Here is a 16,482-nt window from a genome sequence, read left to right as displayed (position 1 = left end):
ATAACAAGATGAACAAACGGAATCTGGTGGTGCTGGGCCTGACACTGCTGCTGAGCGCTTGTGGCTTCCAGCTGCGCGGCACCGGTGACGTGGAGTTCGGTCTCAAGGAGATCGACCTGCAGGCGCGCAACAGCTACGGCGAAACGGTGCAACAGCTCGAAGACCTACTCAAGAGCAATGGCGTGCGGGTTTACCCGGGCGCCAAGTACAGCCTGAACCTTGCCCGCGAGCAGACCCGCCAGCGCACCGCCAGCTACACCAGCTCGGCACGCAGCGCCGAGTATGAGCTGACCAGCACCCTCGATTACGAATTCCGCGGCCCGCAGAACATGCTGCTGCTCGAGGACAGCATCGAAGTGCAGAAGGTCTACGTGCACGACAGCAACAACCTGATCGGCTCGTCCCAGGAAGGTGATCAGCTGCGCCAGGAAATGCGCCGCGAGCTGCTGCAGCAGTTGACCCTGCGTATCCAGCGCATCACCCCGGCGCAGCTCGACCGCCTGCAACAGGAAGCCGAAGCCAAGGCCCGCGCCGAGGCTGAAGCCATGGAAGCTGCCCGTCGTGCCCAGGACGCGCAGCCGCAACAGTCGCCCATCCAGCTGCCCATCCAGTAACAGGTAACGAGGGCCTCAAGGCCCCCGTCTTCGCACCATGAAGCTTTCTCCCGCTCAGCTCGGCAAACATCTGCAAGGCCCGCTGGCGCCCGTGTACGTCGTCTGTGGCGACGAGCACCTGCTGTGCCAGGAAGCCTGCGATGCGATCCGCGCAGCGACCCGAGCGCAGGGCTTCAGTGAGCGTCAGGTCTTTCACGTGGAGACCGGCTTCGACTGGAGCCAGTTGATCGAAGCCGGTGCGAGTCTTTCGCTGTTCGCCGAGAAGCGCCTGCTCGAACTGCGCATCCCCAACGGCAAGCCCGGTGACAAGGGTGCCGCGGCGCTGCTGGAATATCTGGCCCGCCCCGCCGAGGACACCGTGCTGCTGGTCAGTCTGCCCAAGCTCGACGGCAGCACCCAGAAGGCCAAGTGGGCCAAGGCGCTGATCGATGGCAAGGACGTGCAGTTCCTGCAGATCTGGCCAGTGGATGCCGCGCAGCTGCCGCAGTGGATACGTCAGAGGCTGGCCCAGGCGGGCCTGTCCGCGGACCAGGAAGCCGTCGAACTGATCAGCGCCCGGGTCGAAGGCAACCTGTTGGCTGCGGCGCAGGAAATAGAAAAGCTCAAGCTGCTGGCCGAAGCCGGACAGGTCACCGCGGAAACCGTCCAGGCCGCGGTGGCTGATAGCGCCCGTTACGATGTATTCGGCCTGATCGACGCAGCCCTGCACGGCCAGGCGGCCCATGCGCTGCACATGCTGGAGGGCCTGCGCGGTGAAGGCGTCGAGGCACCGGTGATCCTCTGGGCGCTGGCCCGCGAACTGCGCCTGCTGGCCAATATTGCGCAGCAATATGCCCAGGGCACTCCGCTCGAGCGTGCCTTCAGCCAGGCCCGCCCGCCGGTGTGGGATAAGCGTCGCCCGCTGGTTTCCAAAGCACTGCAAAGGCATGACGCGGCCGGCTGGAACCAGTTGCTGAGAGACGCGCAACGCATCGACGAGCAGATCAAGGGCCAGGCCGCCGGGGATCCCTGGATCGGTCTGGCGGACATTTGCCTGCAACTGAGTGGCCGCCGGATCGGTACCTGACGAGCGAATCGCGGAGAGCGAGTTCACGCCGCAGCGCACTGGACATTTTTTGCACAAGGCCTATGATTCCCTCGCCCGATAGCGGGCCATTTGAGGGAATCGAAATGAGCACACGCAAGAAACGGCCGAACAAGGCCAAGCACCTGGTTGCGCAACCCCTGTTCCGCCTCCGCCAGGAAACGCCGAAAAAAGGCAAAGGCAGCTACCGCCGCGAAGCCTCCCAGTCCACCAACTGGGAGGCTTCGGTCCTTCTGGCAGCCTGAAAACCCAACACCGCCAAAGCGTGATAATGTCTGCGGCCGACGACACGTTTCGAGAGCGGTGCATGTATCACACCTTCGTTCCCGTTCTGCTGCTACGTACCCTGGTTGCCGCTTCGGCGATGAGCCTGGTCGTTGCCTGTGCAGCCGAACCCCTCGCGCAGTCCACTCTGGTCAGCAACGTCCCCGCCGCCAGCCAGCCTAGCGACGCCACCATCGCCGATGTCCGTTCGGAAGCCACTCACCTGAGCTTCAGCCAGTGGCGCGAGCAGTTCCGCGCTGAAGCCCTTGCGGCCGGTATCTCCGCCGCGACCTTCGACCAGGCCTTCGCCGGCGTCCAGCCCGATCCAGCGGTGATCGAAGCGGACCGTAGCCAGCCCGAGTTCACCCGGCCCGTCTGGCAGTACCTGGAAGGCGCCATTTCGCCACAGCGCGTGCGCAGCGGCCGCCGCTTGCTTAGCGAGCACGCCACCACACTGGATCAGATCGAGGCCCGCTACGGCGTCGATCGCGAAACCCTGGTTGCCGTCTGGGGACTGGAAAGCAGCTTCGGCCAGATCATGGGCGACAAATCGGTGATTCGTTCCCTTGCGACCCTCGCCCACGAGGGTCGCCGTCCGGCATTCGCCAAGAGTCAGCTGATTGCAGCGCTTGAAATCCTCCAGCACGGCGACGTCGCGCCACAGCGCATGCGCGGCTCCTGGGCTGGTGCCATGGGGCAGACGCAGTTCATTCCGACCACCTACAACACCCATGCCGTGGATTTCGATGGCGACGGCAAGCGCGATATCTGGAACAGCTCGGCCGACGCCCTTGCCTCCGCCGCGCATTACCTTCAGGCATCCGGCTGGAAACTGGGTAAGGCCTGGGGCTTCGAGGTAGAGCTACCCGAAGGGTTCGACTACGCCTTGGCCGACACCGAGATTCGCAAGCCGCTGGCCGAATGGCGCAGCCTCGGCCTGCGCAACCTGCCCGGCGACCAGGAAGACGCCGGCGCCAGCCTGCTGCTGCCTGCCGGCCATCGTGGCCCGGCATTCCTCATCATGGACAATTTCCGCGCCATCCTGCGCTACAACAACTCCTCGGCATATGCCCTGGCGATCGGCCTGCTGGCAGAGAATTTTCAGGGCAAAGGCGAGGTCGCGGGCAGCTGGCCACGCGGCGAACAGCCACTCAGCCGCTCCGAGCGCCTTGAACTGCAGGAACGTCTCGTCGCTCAGGGCTTCGACCCGGGCACCCCGGACGGCATCATCGGCGCCAATACCCGCAAGGCTATCCGCGGCTTCCAGCAACGCCTGGGTTGGCCGGCCGATGGCCATCCCACTCAGGAGCTGCTCGGGCGACTGCGCGCCCACAACTGATCGCGTTGGGCTTGGCGCCAAACACAAAAGCCCCGGCAGACTGCCGGGGCTTTTTTTTATCCCTGCAACAAGGTCAGTGTTTGATGGCTACTTCGTAGAGGTAGTCCGGCAGCGGGTCAATGATTACCTGCTGGCCTTGATAGTGGGCCTTAACTGCCTCGCGCGCGACCACGCCATGTGGCACGCGCTGATCACCACCAAGGCGCTGGCGTGCGCGGTAGTCGATCACGCAGCCGTCGGTCTCGACCCAGAAGTGCGGTGAAACCACCTTACCGTCCAGTTCGACCTGCCCCAACATCGCTCGGTATGGAATGTCCTGCTTGGCCAGCCGCGTCACCACCAAGCGGCTCATCGCGTCGCACTCGACCTTCGCGGCATCCAGATCGTCAAGCAAGTCCTTCAATTGGGGTTCGTTCATCTGCAGTGGCCCTCGGTTGGCCTCATGGTGTAAACGAACGCCACTATAGACCAAAGTCTAATGCGGCGTAATGCCGCAATTTTCTTGCCAACCGCTTGGCAGTTCCCGCGCCATGCGCTATCGCAAGGCGCATGGCGAACGGAAAAGAAAAAACCGCGCAGACAGCCTGGACTGTCTGCGCGGTCTTCAAGAGCCGCAACAACTTTACGGTTTCAGTCTTTCTTGGATCCGTGCGCCTGCTGATCGGCATGGTACGACGAGCGCACCAGCGGGCCTGAGGCGATGTTCTTGAAGCCCATCTTCATCCCCTCTTCGGCAAACCAGGCGAAGGTGTCGGGATGAACGAAGCGCTGCACCGGGAGGTGGTTACGTGAAGGCTGCAGGTACTGACCCAGGGTCAGCATGTCGATATCGTGCTCGCGCATGCGGTGCATGACCTCGATGACTTCCTCGTCGGTCTCGCCGAGGCCGAGCATCAGTCCCGACTTGGTCGGCACGCCCGGCACGCGCTGCTTGAACTTCTCCAGAAGATCCAGTGACCACTCGAAATCCGAGCCCGGCCGCGACGACTTGTATAGCCGCGGTACGGTCTCCAGATTGTGGTTGAACACATCCGGCGGCTCGCTGGCAGTGATATCCAAAGCGATATCCATGCGCCCACGGTAGTCGGGCACCAGGGTTTCCAGCTGGATCGACGGCGACAGCTTGCGAATCTCGCGCAGGCAATCGGCAAAGTGCTGGGCGCCACCGTCGCGCAGATCGTCGCGATCCACCGAGGTGATGACCACGTACTTCAGGCGCATGTCGGCGATGGCCTGGGCCAGGTTCTTCGGCTCATCCGGGTCCAGCGCATTCGGCCGGCCGTGGCCGACGTCGCAGAACGGGCAGCGACGGGTGCAGATGTCGCCCATGATCATGAAGGTCGCGGTTCCGCTGGAGAAGCACTCGCCCAAATTGGGGCAGGAGGCTTCCTCGCAGACGCTGTGCAGTTTGTGCTTGCGCAGGGTCTGCTTGATCTGGTCGACCTCCGGGGAAACCGGAATGCGCACGCGAATCCAGTCCGGCTTCTTCGGCAGCTCATCGGTGGGGATGATCTTCACCGGAATCCGCGCAACCTTCTCGGCACCACGCAGTTTGACGCCTGCCTCTACCTTGGCCGGGCGCTTGCCTGCCGTTTCTACACTACTCATAAGCTTCGATTCCGCCCGCGAGGGTCTTCTGTTGCGCGTATCCGAGCTGCCGGACCAGGTGATCACGCAGTCGATCGGCCACTTCAGAGATGTCGATCGGCCCGATCAGGTCACGCAACTGGGTCATGGGCAACCCTGCATAACCGCAGGGGTTAATGCGCCGGAAAGGTTCGAGATCCATGTCCACGTTCAGCGCCAGGCCGTGGAAGGAACGGCCATTGCGAATGCGCAGGCCCAGAGACGCGATCTTCGCACCGTTGACGTAAACGCCTGGCGCATCCGCTTTGGCAGCCGCCTCGATGCCATAGCTGGCGAGCAGATCGATCAGGCTCTGCTCGATACGACTCACCAGCTCGCGCACACCGATACCGAGTCGGCGCACATCGAGCAACAGATAACCAACCAGTTGGCCGGGCCCGTGATAGGTCACCTGACCGCCTCGATCCACCTGCACTACCGGAATTTCGCCAGGGAACAGCAGGTGCTCGGCCTTGCCGGCCTGGCCCTGAGTGAATACGGGCGGGTGCTGCAGCAGCCAGATTTCGTCGCCACTGTCTGCATCGCGCGTGTTGGTGAAGTGCTGCATGGCCTGCCAGGCAGTCCGGTACTCGATCTGGCCGAGCTCACGCACGCCCACTTCGAGGGTCATCACAGCACCATGTGAACACGGCCAGTGGCGCGCAGGTCGACGTGAATGGCCTGCAGCTGCTCTACGCCGGTGGCGGTGATCAGCACCTGCAGCGAAAGGAATCGCCCGTTGCGGCTGTCGCGGGTGACGACGGTGGCTTCGTCGAAATCCGGCGCGTGGCGCTGGATGACTTCGATCACGACCTCACGGAAGCCTTCGCCAGCGTCGCCGATCACCTTGATCGGGTAGCGCTCGCAGGGGAAGTCAATCTTGGGTGCTGCGACATCTTGGTTATCGGTCATGGGCGTAACGGACTCGTGATCCGCACGTGCGCCGCGGCGGGATCAGCCGCGGTGCACTCGCGCGTGGTCAGTTGAACAGGCTGTAGAAGAAGAGGCGAATGCTATCCCAAAACCGGCGGAACAGCCCACCCTCTTCGATGGTTTCCAGCGCCACCAGATCGGTGCTGCGGACGACCTTGTCCTCCAGCTTGACCTCGACCTTGCCGATGACGTCACCCTGCTGGATCGGTGCGGTAAGCGTGCTGTTGAAGCTCATGACCGCTTGCAGCTTCTCTGCCTGGCCACGCGGCAGGGTCATGGTCAGGTCCTGTGCCAGGCCCGCCTTAAGCTTGTCCTGCTGGCCTTTCCAGACCTGCGCCTGAGCCAGCTCGGTGCCCTTCTGGTAGAAGGTGCGGGTCTCGAAGAAGCGGAAGCCATAGGTCAGCAGCTTCTGGGTCTCCGCCGCGCGGGCCTGCTCGCTGTCGGTACCGAACACCACCGAGATCAGGCGCATGTTGTCACGCACGGCAGAGGCCACCAGGCAGTAGCCAGCCTCTTCGGTATGACCGGTTTTCAGGCCGTCGACGGTCTTGTCGCGCCACAGCAACAGGTTGCGGTTGGGCTGCTTGATGTTGTTCCAGAAGAACTCTTTCTGCGCGTAGATGGCGTAGTGCGCCGGGTCTTCGTAGATGATCGCGCGAGCCAGCTTGGCCATGTCGTTGGCCGAGGAATAATGATCCGGATCCGGCAGGCCGGTGGCATTCATGAAATGGCTGTTGGTCATGCCCAGGCGCTGAGCCGTGCTGTTCATCAGGTCGGCAAAGGCCTCTTCGCTGCCGGCGATGTGCTCGGCCATGGCAACGCTGGCGTCGTTGCCCGACTGAATGATGATGCCATGCAGCAGATCGTCGACCGACACCTGCGTGTTGACCTGGATGAACATCCGCGAGCCGCCGGTACGCCAGGCCTTCTCGCTCACCGTGACCATGTCGCTGTCGCTGATCTGACCCTTCTGGATTTCCAGGGTGGCGATATAGGCGGTCATCAGCTTGGTCAGGCTCGCCGGCGGCAGGCGCTCGTCACCGTTGTGCTCGACCAGTACCTCACCGCTGGCCGCGTCCATCAGCATGTAGGACTTGGCCGCCAGCTGCGGGGCGGACGGTACGATCTGCGCTGCCCAGACGGTCGGGGTGACCGTCAGCACTGCCAGGACTATGAAGCGTTGCACGAGGCTGGTGATGTTCATCCGAATCTCAAATTAGTCAGGTAAAACGAAGGCAAGGTTTGCAGCGGTCAGTCAGCGGCAACGCGCCGCGGCTGTCCGAGGTTGGCCAGGCGTACGCTCTCTTCGAGCTGCATGGCCTCATCCGGTGTGTCGATGGGTCCCAGGCGCACGCGGTGTAGGGTCTGCTGATTGTGTACCACCGAGCTGATGAACACCGGGGCAGAGACCACGCCGCTCAGCTTGTCCTTGAGCAACTGCGCTGCATCCGGATTGGCGAAGGCGCCAACCTGGAGAAACAGGCCAGAGGCTGCGGGCGAAGCGTTTTTTTTTGCATCGACTTCCAGCGGCACCGTGGCCGCAGCGTGCTGCTGGGGCGGCGGCGTGTACTGTTCGATCGGCTGCGCGACATTGCTGGCGGGCTTGCTCGCAACCATCTCCGGCTGCGCCATCATCGTCGGCACCGGTCGGCCCTGGTCGGCCCACCATTGCTGAGGGTCGATGCCTTCGACCTTTACCCGCGCCGTTCCGCTCTCGGCATAGCCGAGCTTCTTCGCCGCGGCGAAAGACAGATCGATGATCCGATCGGAGTAGAACGGACCACGGTCATTGACGCGCAAGACCACTGTGCGCCCATTATCCAGATTGGTGACCTTGACGTAAGTGGGCAAGGGCAGCGTCTTGTGCGCCGCGCTCATGCCATAAAGGTCGTACTTCTCGCCATTGGCGGTAGGCTGGCCGTGAAACTTGGTGCCATACCAAGATGCCGTCCCGGTAGCCGAATAACGTCGACCATCGCTGATTGGAAAGTAGGTCTTGCCCAGCACCGTATAGGGATTGGCCTTGTAACGGCCGTAATGTGGCATCGGCGTGGCGTCGGGGATCTGCGAAACGTCGACGTCCCACCAGGGCGCGCCGTCCTTGTGCGGACGGCTGTAGTCGCCGGGACCACTGATACCGGTACTCTTGCTTGGTGCACTGCTCGGTGTCGGCGTCGATGAGCAGCTCGCCAGCAGCGCCCCGGCGACACCCAGCGCGACCAGCCTTGTCCAGATCACGGTCATTGTTCGCCTCGCGCTTCAGCCAGCAGCTGGGACAACTGATGCACGGCCATGGCATACATCACGCTGCGGTTGTAGCGGGTGATGACATAGAAATTCGGCAAGCCCAGCCAGTACTCATCGCCCTCTGCACCATCCAGGCGGAAAGCGGTAATGGCCGTATCGTCGGCCACCGACTTGTCGAACTGCCAGCCCAGGCTACGCATCTCGCCGGCGTTCTTCTGCGACTCCAGGCCGACGGTCAGCCCTTCCTCATAGCGCTCGCCGCCTACCTTGGCCCGCGCCACCACCGGCTCACCCGCAGCCCAGCCATGTTGCTTGAAGTAACTGGCCGCACTGCCGATGGCATCGGTGGGGTTGTTCCAGATATCGATGTGCCCGTCGCCGTCGAAATCCACCGCGTAGGCGCGGAAGCTGCTCGGCATGAACTGCGGCAGTCCCATCGCACCCGCGTAGGAGCCCTTGAGCGTAAGCGGGTCGACCTGTTCCTCACGGGTCAGCAGCAGGAACTCCTTGAGCTGCTGACGGAAAAACGGCTGACGCGGAGGGTAATCGAAGCCCAGCGTCGACAGCGCATCGATCACCCGATGGCTACCCGTATTGCGGCCGTAGAAGGTTTCCACGCCGATGATCGCGACGATGATTTCCGCCGGCACGCCGTATTCGGTTTCCGCACGAGTCAGCGCGGCTTCGTTCTCCCGCCAGAAATCGACGCCCTGGGCGATGCGTGAGTCGGTGAGGAAGATAGGTCGATATTCCTTCCACGGCTTGACCCGCTCCGCAGGACGCGAAATGGCATCGAGAATCGCCTGCTTGCGCTCGGCCTGCTTGAACAGGTCGCGCAGCTGCTCGTCGGCAAATCCGTAGTCGCGGGTCATCTCCGCGATGAACTCGTCCACGTTGGCGCCGGTGTAATCGGCCGCCTGCAGCGGCAGGCTTCCCAGCACGGCGCCAGCCAAAGCCACGCCTCCAAGCATCCGCGCCATCCAGCCACGCCGTAATGAAGTCAACAAATTCACTCTCGTCAAACCTGTGCGATCCACTTGCGATGGGTGTGGATCGACATCAAAACCCCGAACCCTGACAGCAGGGTCACCAATGAAGTTCCGCCATAACTGATGAAGGGCAATGGCACCCCCACCACCGGCAGCAGCCCACTGACCATACCGATATTGACGAAAACGTAAACAAAGAAGGTCATCGTCAACGCACCGGCCAGCAGTTTTCCGAACAGCGTTTGCGCCTGTACGGTGATGACCAGTCCGCGGGTGATCAGCAGACCATACACCAGCAGCAGCAGACAGACCCCGACCAGACCGAACTCTTCAGCGAGCACGGCGATGATAAAGTCCGTGTGGCTTTCCGGCAAAAAATCCAGGTGCGACTGCGTGCCAGCCAGCCAACCCTTGCCGAACACCCCACCCGAACCGATCGCCGCCTTCGACTGGATGATGTTCCAGCCGGTGCCCAGCGGATCGCTTTCCGGATCGAGGAAGGTCAGCACCCGCTGCTTCTGGTAGTTGTGCAGCACGAAGTACCACATCGCCACAGCGATGGGCACGATCGCCGTGACCGCGCCAATGATCCAGCGCCAACGCAGACCGCCGATGAACAGGACGAATGCGCCGGAGGCGAGAATCAGCAGCGACGTGCCCAGATCCGGCTGTTTGAGGATCAGCACGAAGGGCACGAGGATCAGCGACAGACTGATCGCAGTGTGCTTGATGCTCGGCGGCAGGCTGCGCGAGGACAGATACCAGGCGATGGTCATCGGCATGATGATCTTCATGAACTCCGACGGCTGGAAGCGGATCACCCCCGGAATGTTGATCCAGCGGGTGGCGCCCATCGCTGTATGGCCGACGACCTCGACCGCCACCAGCAGCGCTACCACAGCGAGATAGCCCAGCGGTACCCAGCGCGCCATGAAGCGCGGCTCGAACTGTGCAATGACCAGCATTGCACCCAGGCCGAGGCCGAAAGACGTCGCCTGCTTGATGACCAGATCCCAGTTCTTGCCGCTGGCCGAATAGAGAATGAACAGGCTGCCCGCCGCCAGCATCAGCAGCAGCACCAGCAGCAGCCCGTCGATATGCAGGCGCTGCAACAGGCTGGCGCGACGCCGCAGCACGTCCTCGCGCGACAGGGTTCGGTCGAAATTGCCGCTCATGGCTTCTTCCCTTCGGCGGTCAGCGGCGGGGCGAACTCGGGCTTGAGCACGCCCTCCTCGTTCAGCAGCCAGGCGTCCATGACCTGCTTGGCCACCGGCGCGGCGACGCCCGAACCGGATTCGCCGTTCTCGACCATCACCGCCACGGCGATCTGCGGATCATGCACCGGGGCGAAGGCGACGAACAGCGCATGGTCCCGATGGCGTTCGGCCAGCTTGGCACTGTCATATTTCTCGCCCTGGCGGATCGCGACCACCTGGGCGGTACCGCTCTTGCCGGCAATACGATACGCCGCGCTGTCACCGACCTTCCTTGCCGTACCCCGCGCGCCATGCAGAACCTGCTCCATACCGTGGGTCGCGTAGTCCCAGTAGCGCGGATCGCGAAGCTGGATGTCCGGAACCGGATCATGGTCCACCGGCGCTTCACTACCGACGCTGCGCGCCAGATGCGGCCGAATCCACTTGCCGCGGGTCGCCACTAGCGCCGTGGCCTGGGCCAGCTGCAGCGGCGTGGCCTGCATGTAACCCTGGCCGATACCGAGAATCACTGTTTCACCGGGATACCAGGGCTGGCGATAGCGCGCCCGTTTCCAGTCGCGTGACGGCATCAGGCCCGCCGTCTCCTCGTGCATGTCCAGGGATACGCGCTGCCCCAGGCCGAAGCGGGTCATGTATTCGTGCATGCGATCGACGCCCAGCTTGTGGGCCATGTCGTAGAAGTAGGTGTCGTTGGAGCGGGCGATGGCCAGGTCGAGGTCCACCCAGCCGTCGCCGTTGCGGTTCCAGTTGCGGTACTTGTGCTTCACGTTCGGCAGTTGGAAAAAGCCCGGATCGAACACGCGACTGCTCGGCGTGATCACGCCGGCATCGAGGCCGGCAACGGCCATCATTGGCTTGATGGTCGAGCCGGGCGGGTAAAGGCCGCGCAGCACACGGTTGAACAACGGACGATCAATAGAGTCGCGCAGTTCACCGTAATCCTTAAAGCTGATGCCGGTGACGAAGAGGTTGGGGTTGAAGCTCGGCTGACTGACCATCGCCACCACCTCGCCGGTGCTCGGCAGCAGCGCGACGATTGCACCGCGACGACCACCGAGCGCCGCTTCTGCGGCCTCCTGCAGGTCGAGATCGAGCGACAGTGTGATGTCCTTGCCCGGTATCGGATCGGTACGCTTGAGCACGCGCAAGACCCTGCCGCGGGCATTGGTTTCGACCTCTTCGTAGCCGACCTGGCCGTGCAGCTCGTCCTCGTAGAATTTCTCGATACCGGTCTTGCCGACATGGTGCGTGCCGCTGTAATTGACCGGGTCGAGCTGCTTGAGCTCTTGCTCGTTGATTCGCCCGACATAGCCTACCGAGTGCGCGAAGTGCGGACCCTGCGGGTAATGCCGGACCAGCTGCGCCGCCACCTCGACCCCAGGCAGGCGGAACTGATTCACGGCAATGCGCGCAATCTGCTCCTCGGACAGCTCATACATGATCGGTACCGGCTCGAATGGCCGGCGCCCCTGCAACACGCGCTTCTCGAACAGCCCGCGCTCTTCCTCGCTGAGCTCCAGCACCTCGACCACGCCATCGAGCACAGTCTTCCAGTCGCCGGCGCGTTCGCGGGTGACGGTCAGGCTGAAACTGGGGCGGTTGTCGGCGATGACCCGGCCCTTGCGGTCGAAGATCAATCCGCGATTGGGCGGAATCGGCTGCACGTGGACGCGGTTGTTCTCCGACAGCGTCGAATGGTGCTCGAACTGCACCACCTGCAGGTAGTACATCCTCGACACCAGCACACCGATCAACAGCAACACGAACGCAAGGCCGACGATGACGCGCCGGCGCACCAGCACGGCGTCCTTCTCGTGATCCTTGAGTTGAATCGGTTGCGGCATCTTGAAGGGGTTCGCGGACTACTTATGATAGGGATGACCGGACAGCAGCGTCCAGGCGCGGTAGATCTGTTCGCCGATCAGGATTCGCACCAGCGGATGAGGCAGGGTCAGCGGCGACAGCGACCAGCGCTGCTCGCTGCGCGCACAAACCTCGGGTGCCAGCCCTTCCGGACCGCCGACCATGAGGTTGACGTTGCGTGCATCGAGCCGCCAGCGCTCGATTTCCGCCGCCAGCTGCTCGGTGCTCCACGGCTTGCCATGTACTTCGAGCGTGACAATGCGCTCGCCTGGCTGAACCTTGCCCAGCATGGCCTCGCCTTCCTGGCGAATCAACCGCGCCACGTCGGCGTTCTTGCCGCGGGTATTGAGCGCAATCTCATGCAGCTCCAGCGGTAGTTCGGACGGCAGGCGCTTGGCATATTCCTGCCAACCATCCTCGACCCAGCGTGGCATCTTCGAGCCGACCGCAATCAGCTTGATACGCACGGCTTATTCCGGGTCGTGAGCGTGCTGCGCGCGGCTCTGCTCGGCGCCCTGCCAGAGACGTTCCAGATCGTAGAACTGGCGGGTCGGCACCTGCATCACATGGACAACGACATCACCCAGGTCGAGCAACGCCCACTCACCGCCTTCGAGACCCTCGCTGCCAAGCGGTCGAACGCCCTGCTCCTTGACCTGCTCCAGCACGTTTTCGACGAGCGACTTGACGTGCCGGCTGGAACTGCCGCTGGCGATGATCATGTAATCGGTGACACTGGTCTTGCCGCGCACATCGATAGTGGTGATGTCCTGGCCTTTCAGATCTTCCAGGGCGGCAACCGCCAGCTGGACCAACTCTTCAGTTTGCATAACGTGAAAACAACCTCAGTTCGACGCCCGGTACAGTCCGTGCGCGTTGATATAAGCCAGTACCGCATCGGGAACCAGGAATCGGACCGACTTGCCGCTGGCCAGCAATTGGCGAATCTGTGTGGCAGACACTTCCAACGGTGTCTGCCAGACGAAGGCAATCTGCCCGCTGCCCCCGCAAAGCACCTGGGGATCGGGCACGCTGCGTGCGGCGAGCAGATCGCGCAGCACCTGCGGCGCCTCGCTGCCGGCATCCGGGCGTTGCAGGACGAGGACATGGCAATAGTCGAGCAGCTCTTCCCAGCGATGCCAGGTTGGCAGGCCGCAGAAGGCATCCCAGCCCACCACCAGCAACAACTGATCCTCCTCGCCCAGCTCGGCGCGCAGGGAAATCAGCGTGTCGATGGTGTAGGACGGCTTCTCCCGCTCCAGCTCACGAGCGTCCACACAAAGTGGCGGCAGGTCTTGCACCGCCAGGCGAACCATTGCCAGGCGATCCTGCGCCGAGCAATTGGGGGTGTCACGGTGCGGCGGACGCGCGTTGGGAATCAGCCGCAGCTCGTCGAGATCGAACATCTCGGCCACTTCCAGCGCCCCGCGCAAGTGACCGATGTGTACCGGATCGAAGGTGCCGCCGAGTATACCGATGCGCCGGGCGCCGCTGCCTTGGCTCATCAGGTACGGACGTGGCCGTCGCCAAACACCACGTACTTCTCGCTGGTCAGCCCTTCCAGACCGACCGGACCACGAGCATGAAGCTTGTCAGTGGAGATGCCGATCTCCGCGCCCAGGCCATACTCGAAGCCATCGGCGAAACGCGTCGAGGCGTTGACCATCACCGAAGCGGAGTCCACCTCGGTGAGGAAGCGCCGGGCATCGGTGAAATTCTCGGTGACGATCGCGTCGGTGTGTTGCGAGCCGTAGCGATTGATGTGCTCGATGGCGGCATCCAGCGAATCGACGATGCGGATCGACAAGATCGGTGCGTTGTATTCGGTGGACCAGTCTTCTTCGCTGGCCTCCAGCACATCGCCGCCAAGCAGCGCCTGGGTTCGCGCACAGCCACGCAACTCAACGCCCTTCTCGCGATAAATGGCCGCCAGTGGCGGCAGCACCCGATCGGCGATGCCCTGATGAACCAGCAGCGTCTCCATGGTGTTGCACGGCGCGAAGCGCTGGGTCTTGGCGTTGTCGGCGACGCGAACGGCCTTGTCCACGTCCGCCGCCACGTCGATGTAGACATGGCAGATGCCGTCCAGGTGCTTGATCACCGGTACCCGGGCGTCGCGACTGATGCGTTCGATCAGACCCTTGCCGCCGCGCGGCACGATCACATCGACGTATTCCGGCATGCTGATCAGCGCGCCGACCGCAGCCCGGTCAGTGGTCTCCACGACCTGCACCGCCGCTGCCGGCAGCCCGGCTTCGGCCAGGCCAAGCTGGATGCAGCGGGCAATGGCCTGATTGGAATGGATCGCCTCGGAACCACCGCGCAGGATGGTCGCATTGCCCGACTTCAGGCACAGGCTGGCGGCGTCGATGGTCACGTTCGGCCGCGACTCGTAGATGATCCCGACCACGCCCAGCGGCACGCGCATCTTGCCGACCTGAATGCCCGAAGGCATGTAGCGCATGTCGCGGATCTCGCCGATTGGGTCCGGCAGCGCGGCGACCTGGCGCAGCCCTTCGATCATGCCGTCGATCACCTTGGGCGTCAGCGCAAGACGATCGAGCATCGCCGCGTCCAGACCGTTGGCGCGGCCACCGGCAAGGTCCCGCTCATTGGCACTGACCAACTCGTCGCGGGCTGCGTCGAGCGCGGCGGCGGCGGCCTGCAGGGCACGGTTCTTCTGCGCCGTGCTGGCGCGCGCAAGCACCCGCGAGGCCTCGCGCGCGGCGCGGCCCAGGCGGTTCATGTAATCGAGTACGGACTCGGTCATGGATCTAGCTGGCCTGACTGAAGGGAAAGCGGCTGATTATAGCCACCCCGACCGCCCGCGCACAGCGGCGCCGGGCGAAAGGCGCTCGAATGCATGCGCGGACAGCGCTACGAACCAGCCAGCACGGCGCAGTATCCTCGCGCCGAGGAAACCCACCACCCTTTCGTCAGGTCGAAAGGCGATCTCGATTCAAGGAAATCCGCATGGGCCAGTGGCTCGAAACCCTAACCCAATGGCTCGCCGGGCATCCGCAATGGCTGGGCCTGGCGCTGCTGATCGTCGCCTGCATGGAGTGTCTGGCCGTAGTCGGACTGATCATCCCGGGCACGGTGCTGGTATTCGCGATTGCTGTACTCGCTGGCAGCGGAGTGCTGAGCCTGGGGGAAACCCTTTTGCTGGGCTTTATCGGCGGACTGATCGGCGACCTGCTTTCCTATGCCCTCGGTCGACGCTATCACCAGGGCATTCGCAGCTTGCGAGGCCTGCGCGACCATCCCGAGTGGCTGGTGCAGGCCGAGCACTACTTTCAGCGCTACGGCGTAGCCAGCCTGCTGGTAGGCCGCTTCATCGGCCCGCTGCGTCCCATGCTGCCGATGACCGCCGGTATGCTCGACATGCCGTTCGGACGCTTCCTGCTGGTCAGCCTGTGTGCTGCCGCCGGCTGGTCGATGGCTTATCTGCTGCCCGGCTGGAGCGCCGGAGCGGCCATCCGCCTGCCACTGGAGGACGGTTTCTGGAGCGAAGCCGGGATAGTGGTCGGCGCGCTGCTGACGCTGATCGCGGCAACTGCATTCGGCAGCCTGCGCGGCTTGCGTTGGGTCAGCGCACTGTCGGCCGGCCTCGGCGTTGCCATCCTGCTCGGTTTGTTTTTCGGCTGGCCGCACCTGAAGGAACTCGACGAAGGCCTGCTGGCAGTGATCCAGGGCGCACGCAGCACCACCTTCGACCGCATCATGGTGATCGTCACCCGCGCCGGCGACTTTCACACCCAACTGTGGGCCGCGGTATTGCTATGCCTGCTGCTTCTGGTCGCACGCCAATGGCGCGCCGCCCTGTTCGCCATTCTTACGCTGCTGGGCACGGCCCTGGCCAACGGCGCCCTGAAGGCCACCTTTGCCCGCGTTCGCCCGGAAGTACTGATGGAGCCGCTGAGCAGCTACAGTTTTCCCAGCGGGCACAGCTCAGCGGCGTTCGCCTTCTTCCTCACCCTCGGCGTGCTCGCCGGTCGCGGCCAGCCACCGCGCCTGCGCCTTGCCTGGCTGGTCCTCGCCAGCTTACCGGCGACGGCAATCGCACTCTCGCGGGTCTATCTCGGTGTGCACTGGACCACCGACGTGACGGCTGGCGCCCTGTTGGCCGCAAGCATCTGCGCCGCCAGCCTGACCCTGGTGCAATGGCGCAGCCCGCTGCACGCAATGGCACCGAGAGTCTGGTGGCTGATCCTGTCGGCATGTATGGGCCTGCTCGGCGCATTCAGCGTCTGGGCCCTGCCGACAGCGATGCAGATGTATCGGTATCAGTGATTGCTCCCTCAAG

General features: G+C 63.4%; 18 protein-coding genes. 5 read left to right on the top strand and 13 right to left on the bottom strand.

The window, feature by feature from the left end; all coding sequences use genetic code 11:
• Positions 1 to 8 precede the first annotated feature (8 nt).
• From IEG05_RS00690 to IEG05_RS00675, 4 genes are all read left to right on the top strand, one after another.
• Positions 9 to 614, top strand: a complete 606-nt coding sequence (locus IEG05_RS00690) for an LPS-assembly lipoprotein LptE (protein WP_041015900.1) — start codon at positions 9 to 11, stop codon at positions 612 to 614.
• A gap of 37 nt (positions 615 to 651) precedes the next feature.
• Entirely contained in the window at positions 652 to 1,680 is a 1,029-nt protein-coding gene (gene holA, locus IEG05_RS00685) for a DNA polymerase III subunit delta (protein ID WP_191121466.1), read from the top strand.
• Between the two features lie 104 nt (positions 1,681 to 1,784).
• Positions 1,785 to 1,943 (top strand): alternative ribosome rescue factor ArfA, encoded by a 159-nt coding sequence (gene arfA, locus IEG05_RS00680; protein WP_003285150.1) that lies wholly within the window; start codon positions 1,785 to 1,787, stop codon positions 1,941 to 1,943.
• 62 nt (positions 1,944 to 2,005) lie between these two features.
• On the top strand, positions 2,006 to 3,301 hold the full coding sequence (locus IEG05_RS00675; protein WP_191121465.1) for a lytic murein transglycosylase: 1,296 nt from the start codon (positions 2,006 to 2,008) through the stop codon (positions 3,299 to 3,301).
• 73 nt (positions 3,302 to 3,374) lie between these two features.
• Here IEG05_RS00675 and IEG05_RS00670 read toward each other — a convergent pair whose 3' ends face one another.
• The 13 genes from IEG05_RS00670 to IEG05_RS00610 all read right to left on the bottom strand — a co-directional run bounded on the left by IEG05_RS00670 (position 3,375) and on the right by IEG05_RS00610 (position 14,946).
• Complete coding sequence (locus tag IEG05_RS00670; protein ID WP_191121464.1) at positions 3,375 to 3,719, bottom strand: hypothetical protein; 345 nt, start codon at positions 3,717 to 3,719, stop codon at positions 3,375 to 3,377.
• A gap of 212 nt (positions 3,720 to 3,931) precedes the next feature.
• Complete coding sequence (lipA, locus tag IEG05_RS00665) at positions 3,932 to 4,909, bottom strand: lipoyl synthase (RefSeq protein ID WP_191121463.1); 978 nt, start codon at positions 4,907 to 4,909, stop codon at positions 3,932 to 3,934.
• Positions 4,902 to 5,558, bottom strand: a complete 657-nt coding sequence (gene lipB / locus IEG05_RS00660; RefSeq protein ID WP_023444923.1) for a lipoyl(octanoyl) transferase LipB — start codon at positions 5,556 to 5,558, stop codon at positions 4,902 to 4,904. The genes lipA and lipB overlap by 8 nt, the downstream gene beginning before the upstream one ends.
• Positions 5,558 to 5,839 carry a DUF493 domain-containing protein gene (locus IEG05_RS00655; RefSeq protein ID WP_023444922.1) on the bottom strand — a complete coding sequence of 94 codons (282 nt, stop codon included), beginning with the start codon at positions 5,837 to 5,839 and terminating at the stop codon, positions 5,558 to 5,560. Before IEG05_RS00655 ends, lipB begins: the two co-directional genes overlap by 1 nt.
• Before the next feature lie 67 nt (positions 5,840 to 5,906).
• On the bottom strand, positions 5,907 to 7,064 hold the full coding sequence (locus tag IEG05_RS00650) for a D-alanyl-D-alanine carboxypeptidase family protein (RefSeq protein ID WP_125860019.1): 1,158 nt from the start codon (positions 7,062 to 7,064) through the stop codon (positions 5,907 to 5,909).
• 47 nt (positions 7,065 to 7,111) lie between these two features.
• Complete coding sequence (locus tag IEG05_RS00645) at positions 7,112 to 8,104, bottom strand: septal ring lytic transglycosylase RlpA family protein (RefSeq protein ID WP_014818958.1); 993 nt, start codon at positions 8,102 to 8,104, stop codon at positions 7,112 to 7,114.
• The gene (mltB, locus tag IEG05_RS00640; protein ID WP_041015894.1) at positions 8,101 to 9,078 is read right to left on the bottom strand and encodes a lytic murein transglycosylase B; all 978 of its coding nucleotides are present in this window, start codon (positions 9,076 to 9,078) and stop codon (positions 8,101 to 8,103) included. The genes IEG05_RS00645 and mltB overlap by 4 nt, the downstream gene beginning before the upstream one ends.
• A 47-nt stretch (positions 9,079 to 9,125) precedes the next feature.
• A complete protein-coding gene (gene rodA, locus IEG05_RS00635; protein WP_023444920.1) occupies positions 9,126 to 10,271 on the bottom strand; it encodes a rod shape-determining protein RodA in 1,146 nt (381 codons plus the stop codon).
• Positions 10,268 to 12,157 (bottom strand): penicillin-binding protein 2, encoded by a 1,890-nt coding sequence (gene mrdA, locus IEG05_RS00630; RefSeq protein ID WP_179485595.1) that lies wholly within the window; start codon positions 12,155 to 12,157, stop codon positions 10,268 to 10,270. Before mrdA ends, rodA begins: the two co-directional genes overlap by 4 nt.
• Before the next feature lie 18 nt (positions 12,158 to 12,175).
• Positions 12,176 to 12,643 carry a 23S rRNA (pseudouridine(1915)-N(3))-methyltransferase RlmH gene (gene rlmH / locus IEG05_RS00625; RefSeq protein WP_014818954.1) on the bottom strand — a complete coding sequence of 156 codons (468 nt, stop codon included), beginning with the start codon at positions 12,641 to 12,643 and terminating at the stop codon, positions 12,176 to 12,178.
• Between the two features lie 3 nt (positions 12,644 to 12,646).
• Positions 12,647 to 13,006 carry a ribosome silencing factor gene (gene rsfS / locus IEG05_RS00620; protein ID WP_014818953.1) on the bottom strand — a complete coding sequence of 120 codons (360 nt, stop codon included), beginning with the start codon at positions 13,004 to 13,006 and terminating at the stop codon, positions 12,647 to 12,649.
• 15 nt (positions 13,007 to 13,021) lie between these two features.
• Positions 13,022 to 13,681: a nicotinate-nucleotide adenylyltransferase gene (gene nadD, locus IEG05_RS00615; protein ID WP_191121462.1), complete on the bottom strand. Its 660-nt coding sequence runs from the start codon at positions 13,679 to 13,681 to the stop codon at positions 13,022 to 13,024.
• Complete coding sequence (locus tag IEG05_RS00610) at positions 13,681 to 14,946, bottom strand: glutamate-5-semialdehyde dehydrogenase (RefSeq protein WP_191121461.1); 1,266 nt, start codon at positions 14,944 to 14,946, stop codon at positions 13,681 to 13,683. The genes nadD and IEG05_RS00610 overlap by 1 nt, the downstream gene beginning before the upstream one ends.
• 203 nt (positions 14,947 to 15,149) lie before the next feature.
• Between IEG05_RS00610 and IEG05_RS00605 the strand changes: the two genes are divergently transcribed.
• Positions 15,150 to 16,469 (top strand): bifunctional DedA family/phosphatase PAP2 family protein, encoded by a 1,320-nt coding sequence (locus IEG05_RS00605; protein WP_191121460.1) that lies wholly within the window; start codon positions 15,150 to 15,152, stop codon positions 16,467 to 16,469.
• The last annotated feature ends 13 nt before the right edge of the window (positions 16,470 to 16,482 follow it).

This window comes from Stutzerimonas kunmingensis, from assembly GCF_014764705.1.
Lineage (GTDB): Bacteria > Pseudomonadota > Gammaproteobacteria > Pseudomonadales > Pseudomonadaceae > Stutzerimonas.
This window is presented reverse-complemented; position numbering and strand designations above follow the sequence as displayed.

Coding starts and splice junctions, on each gene's coding strand:
- IEG05_RS00690 (WP_041015900.1), top strand. CDS start 9: ATGAACAAACGGAATCTGGTGGTGCTGGGCCTGACACTGCTGCTGAGC.
- holA (WP_191121466.1), top strand. CDS start 652: ATGAAGCTTTCTCCCGCTCAGCTCGGCAAACATCTGCAAGGCCCGCTG.
- arfA (WP_003285150.1), top strand. CDS start 1,785: ATGAGCACACGCAAGAAACGGCCGAACAAGGCCAAGCACCTGGTTGCG.
- IEG05_RS00675 (WP_191121465.1), top strand. CDS start 2,006: ATGTATCACACCTTCGTTCCCGTTCTGCTGCTACGTACCCTGGTTGCC.
- IEG05_RS00670 (WP_191121464.1), bottom strand. CDS start 3,719: ATGAACGAACCCCAATTGAAGGACTTGCTTGACGATCTGGATGCCGCG.
- lipA (WP_191121463.1), bottom strand. CDS start 4,909: ATGAGTAGTGTAGAAACGGCAGGCAAGCGCCCGGCCAAGGTAGAGGCA.
- lipB (WP_023444923.1), bottom strand. CDS start 5,558: ATGACCCTCGAAGTGGGCGTGCGTGAGCTCGGCCAGATCGAGTACCGG.
- IEG05_RS00655 (WP_023444922.1), bottom strand. CDS start 5,839: ATGACCGATAACCAAGATGTCGCAGCACCCAAGATTGACTTCCCCTGC.
- IEG05_RS00650 (WP_125860019.1), bottom strand. CDS start 7,064: ATGAACATCACCAGCCTCGTGCAACGCTTCATAGTCCTGGCAGTGCTG.
- IEG05_RS00645 (WP_014818958.1), bottom strand. CDS start 8,104: ATGACCGTGATCTGGACAAGGCTGGTCGCGCTGGGTGTCGCCGGGGCG.
- mltB (WP_041015894.1), bottom strand. CDS start 9,078: ATGCTTGGAGGCGTGGCTTTGGCTGGCGCCGTGCTGGGAAGCCTGCCG.
- rodA (WP_023444920.1), bottom strand. CDS start 10,271: ATGAGCGGCAATTTCGACCGAACCCTGTCGCGCGAGGACGTGCTGCGG.
- mrdA (WP_179485595.1), bottom strand. CDS start 12,157: ATGCCGCAACCGATTCAACTCAAGGATCACGAGAAGGACGCCGTGCTG.
- rsfS (WP_014818953.1), bottom strand. CDS start 13,006: ATGCAAACTGAAGAGTTGGTCCAGCTGGCGGTTGCCGCCCTGGAAGAT.
- nadD (WP_191121462.1), bottom strand. CDS start 13,681: ATGAGCCAAGGCAGCGGCGCCCGGCGCATCGGTATACTCGGCGGCACC.
- IEG05_RS00610 (WP_191121461.1), bottom strand. CDS start 14,946: ATGACCGAGTCCGTACTCGATTACATGAACCGCCTGGGCCGCGCCGCG.
- IEG05_RS00605 (WP_191121460.1), top strand. CDS start 15,150: ATGGGCCAGTGGCTCGAAACCCTAACCCAATGGCTCGCCGGGCATCCG.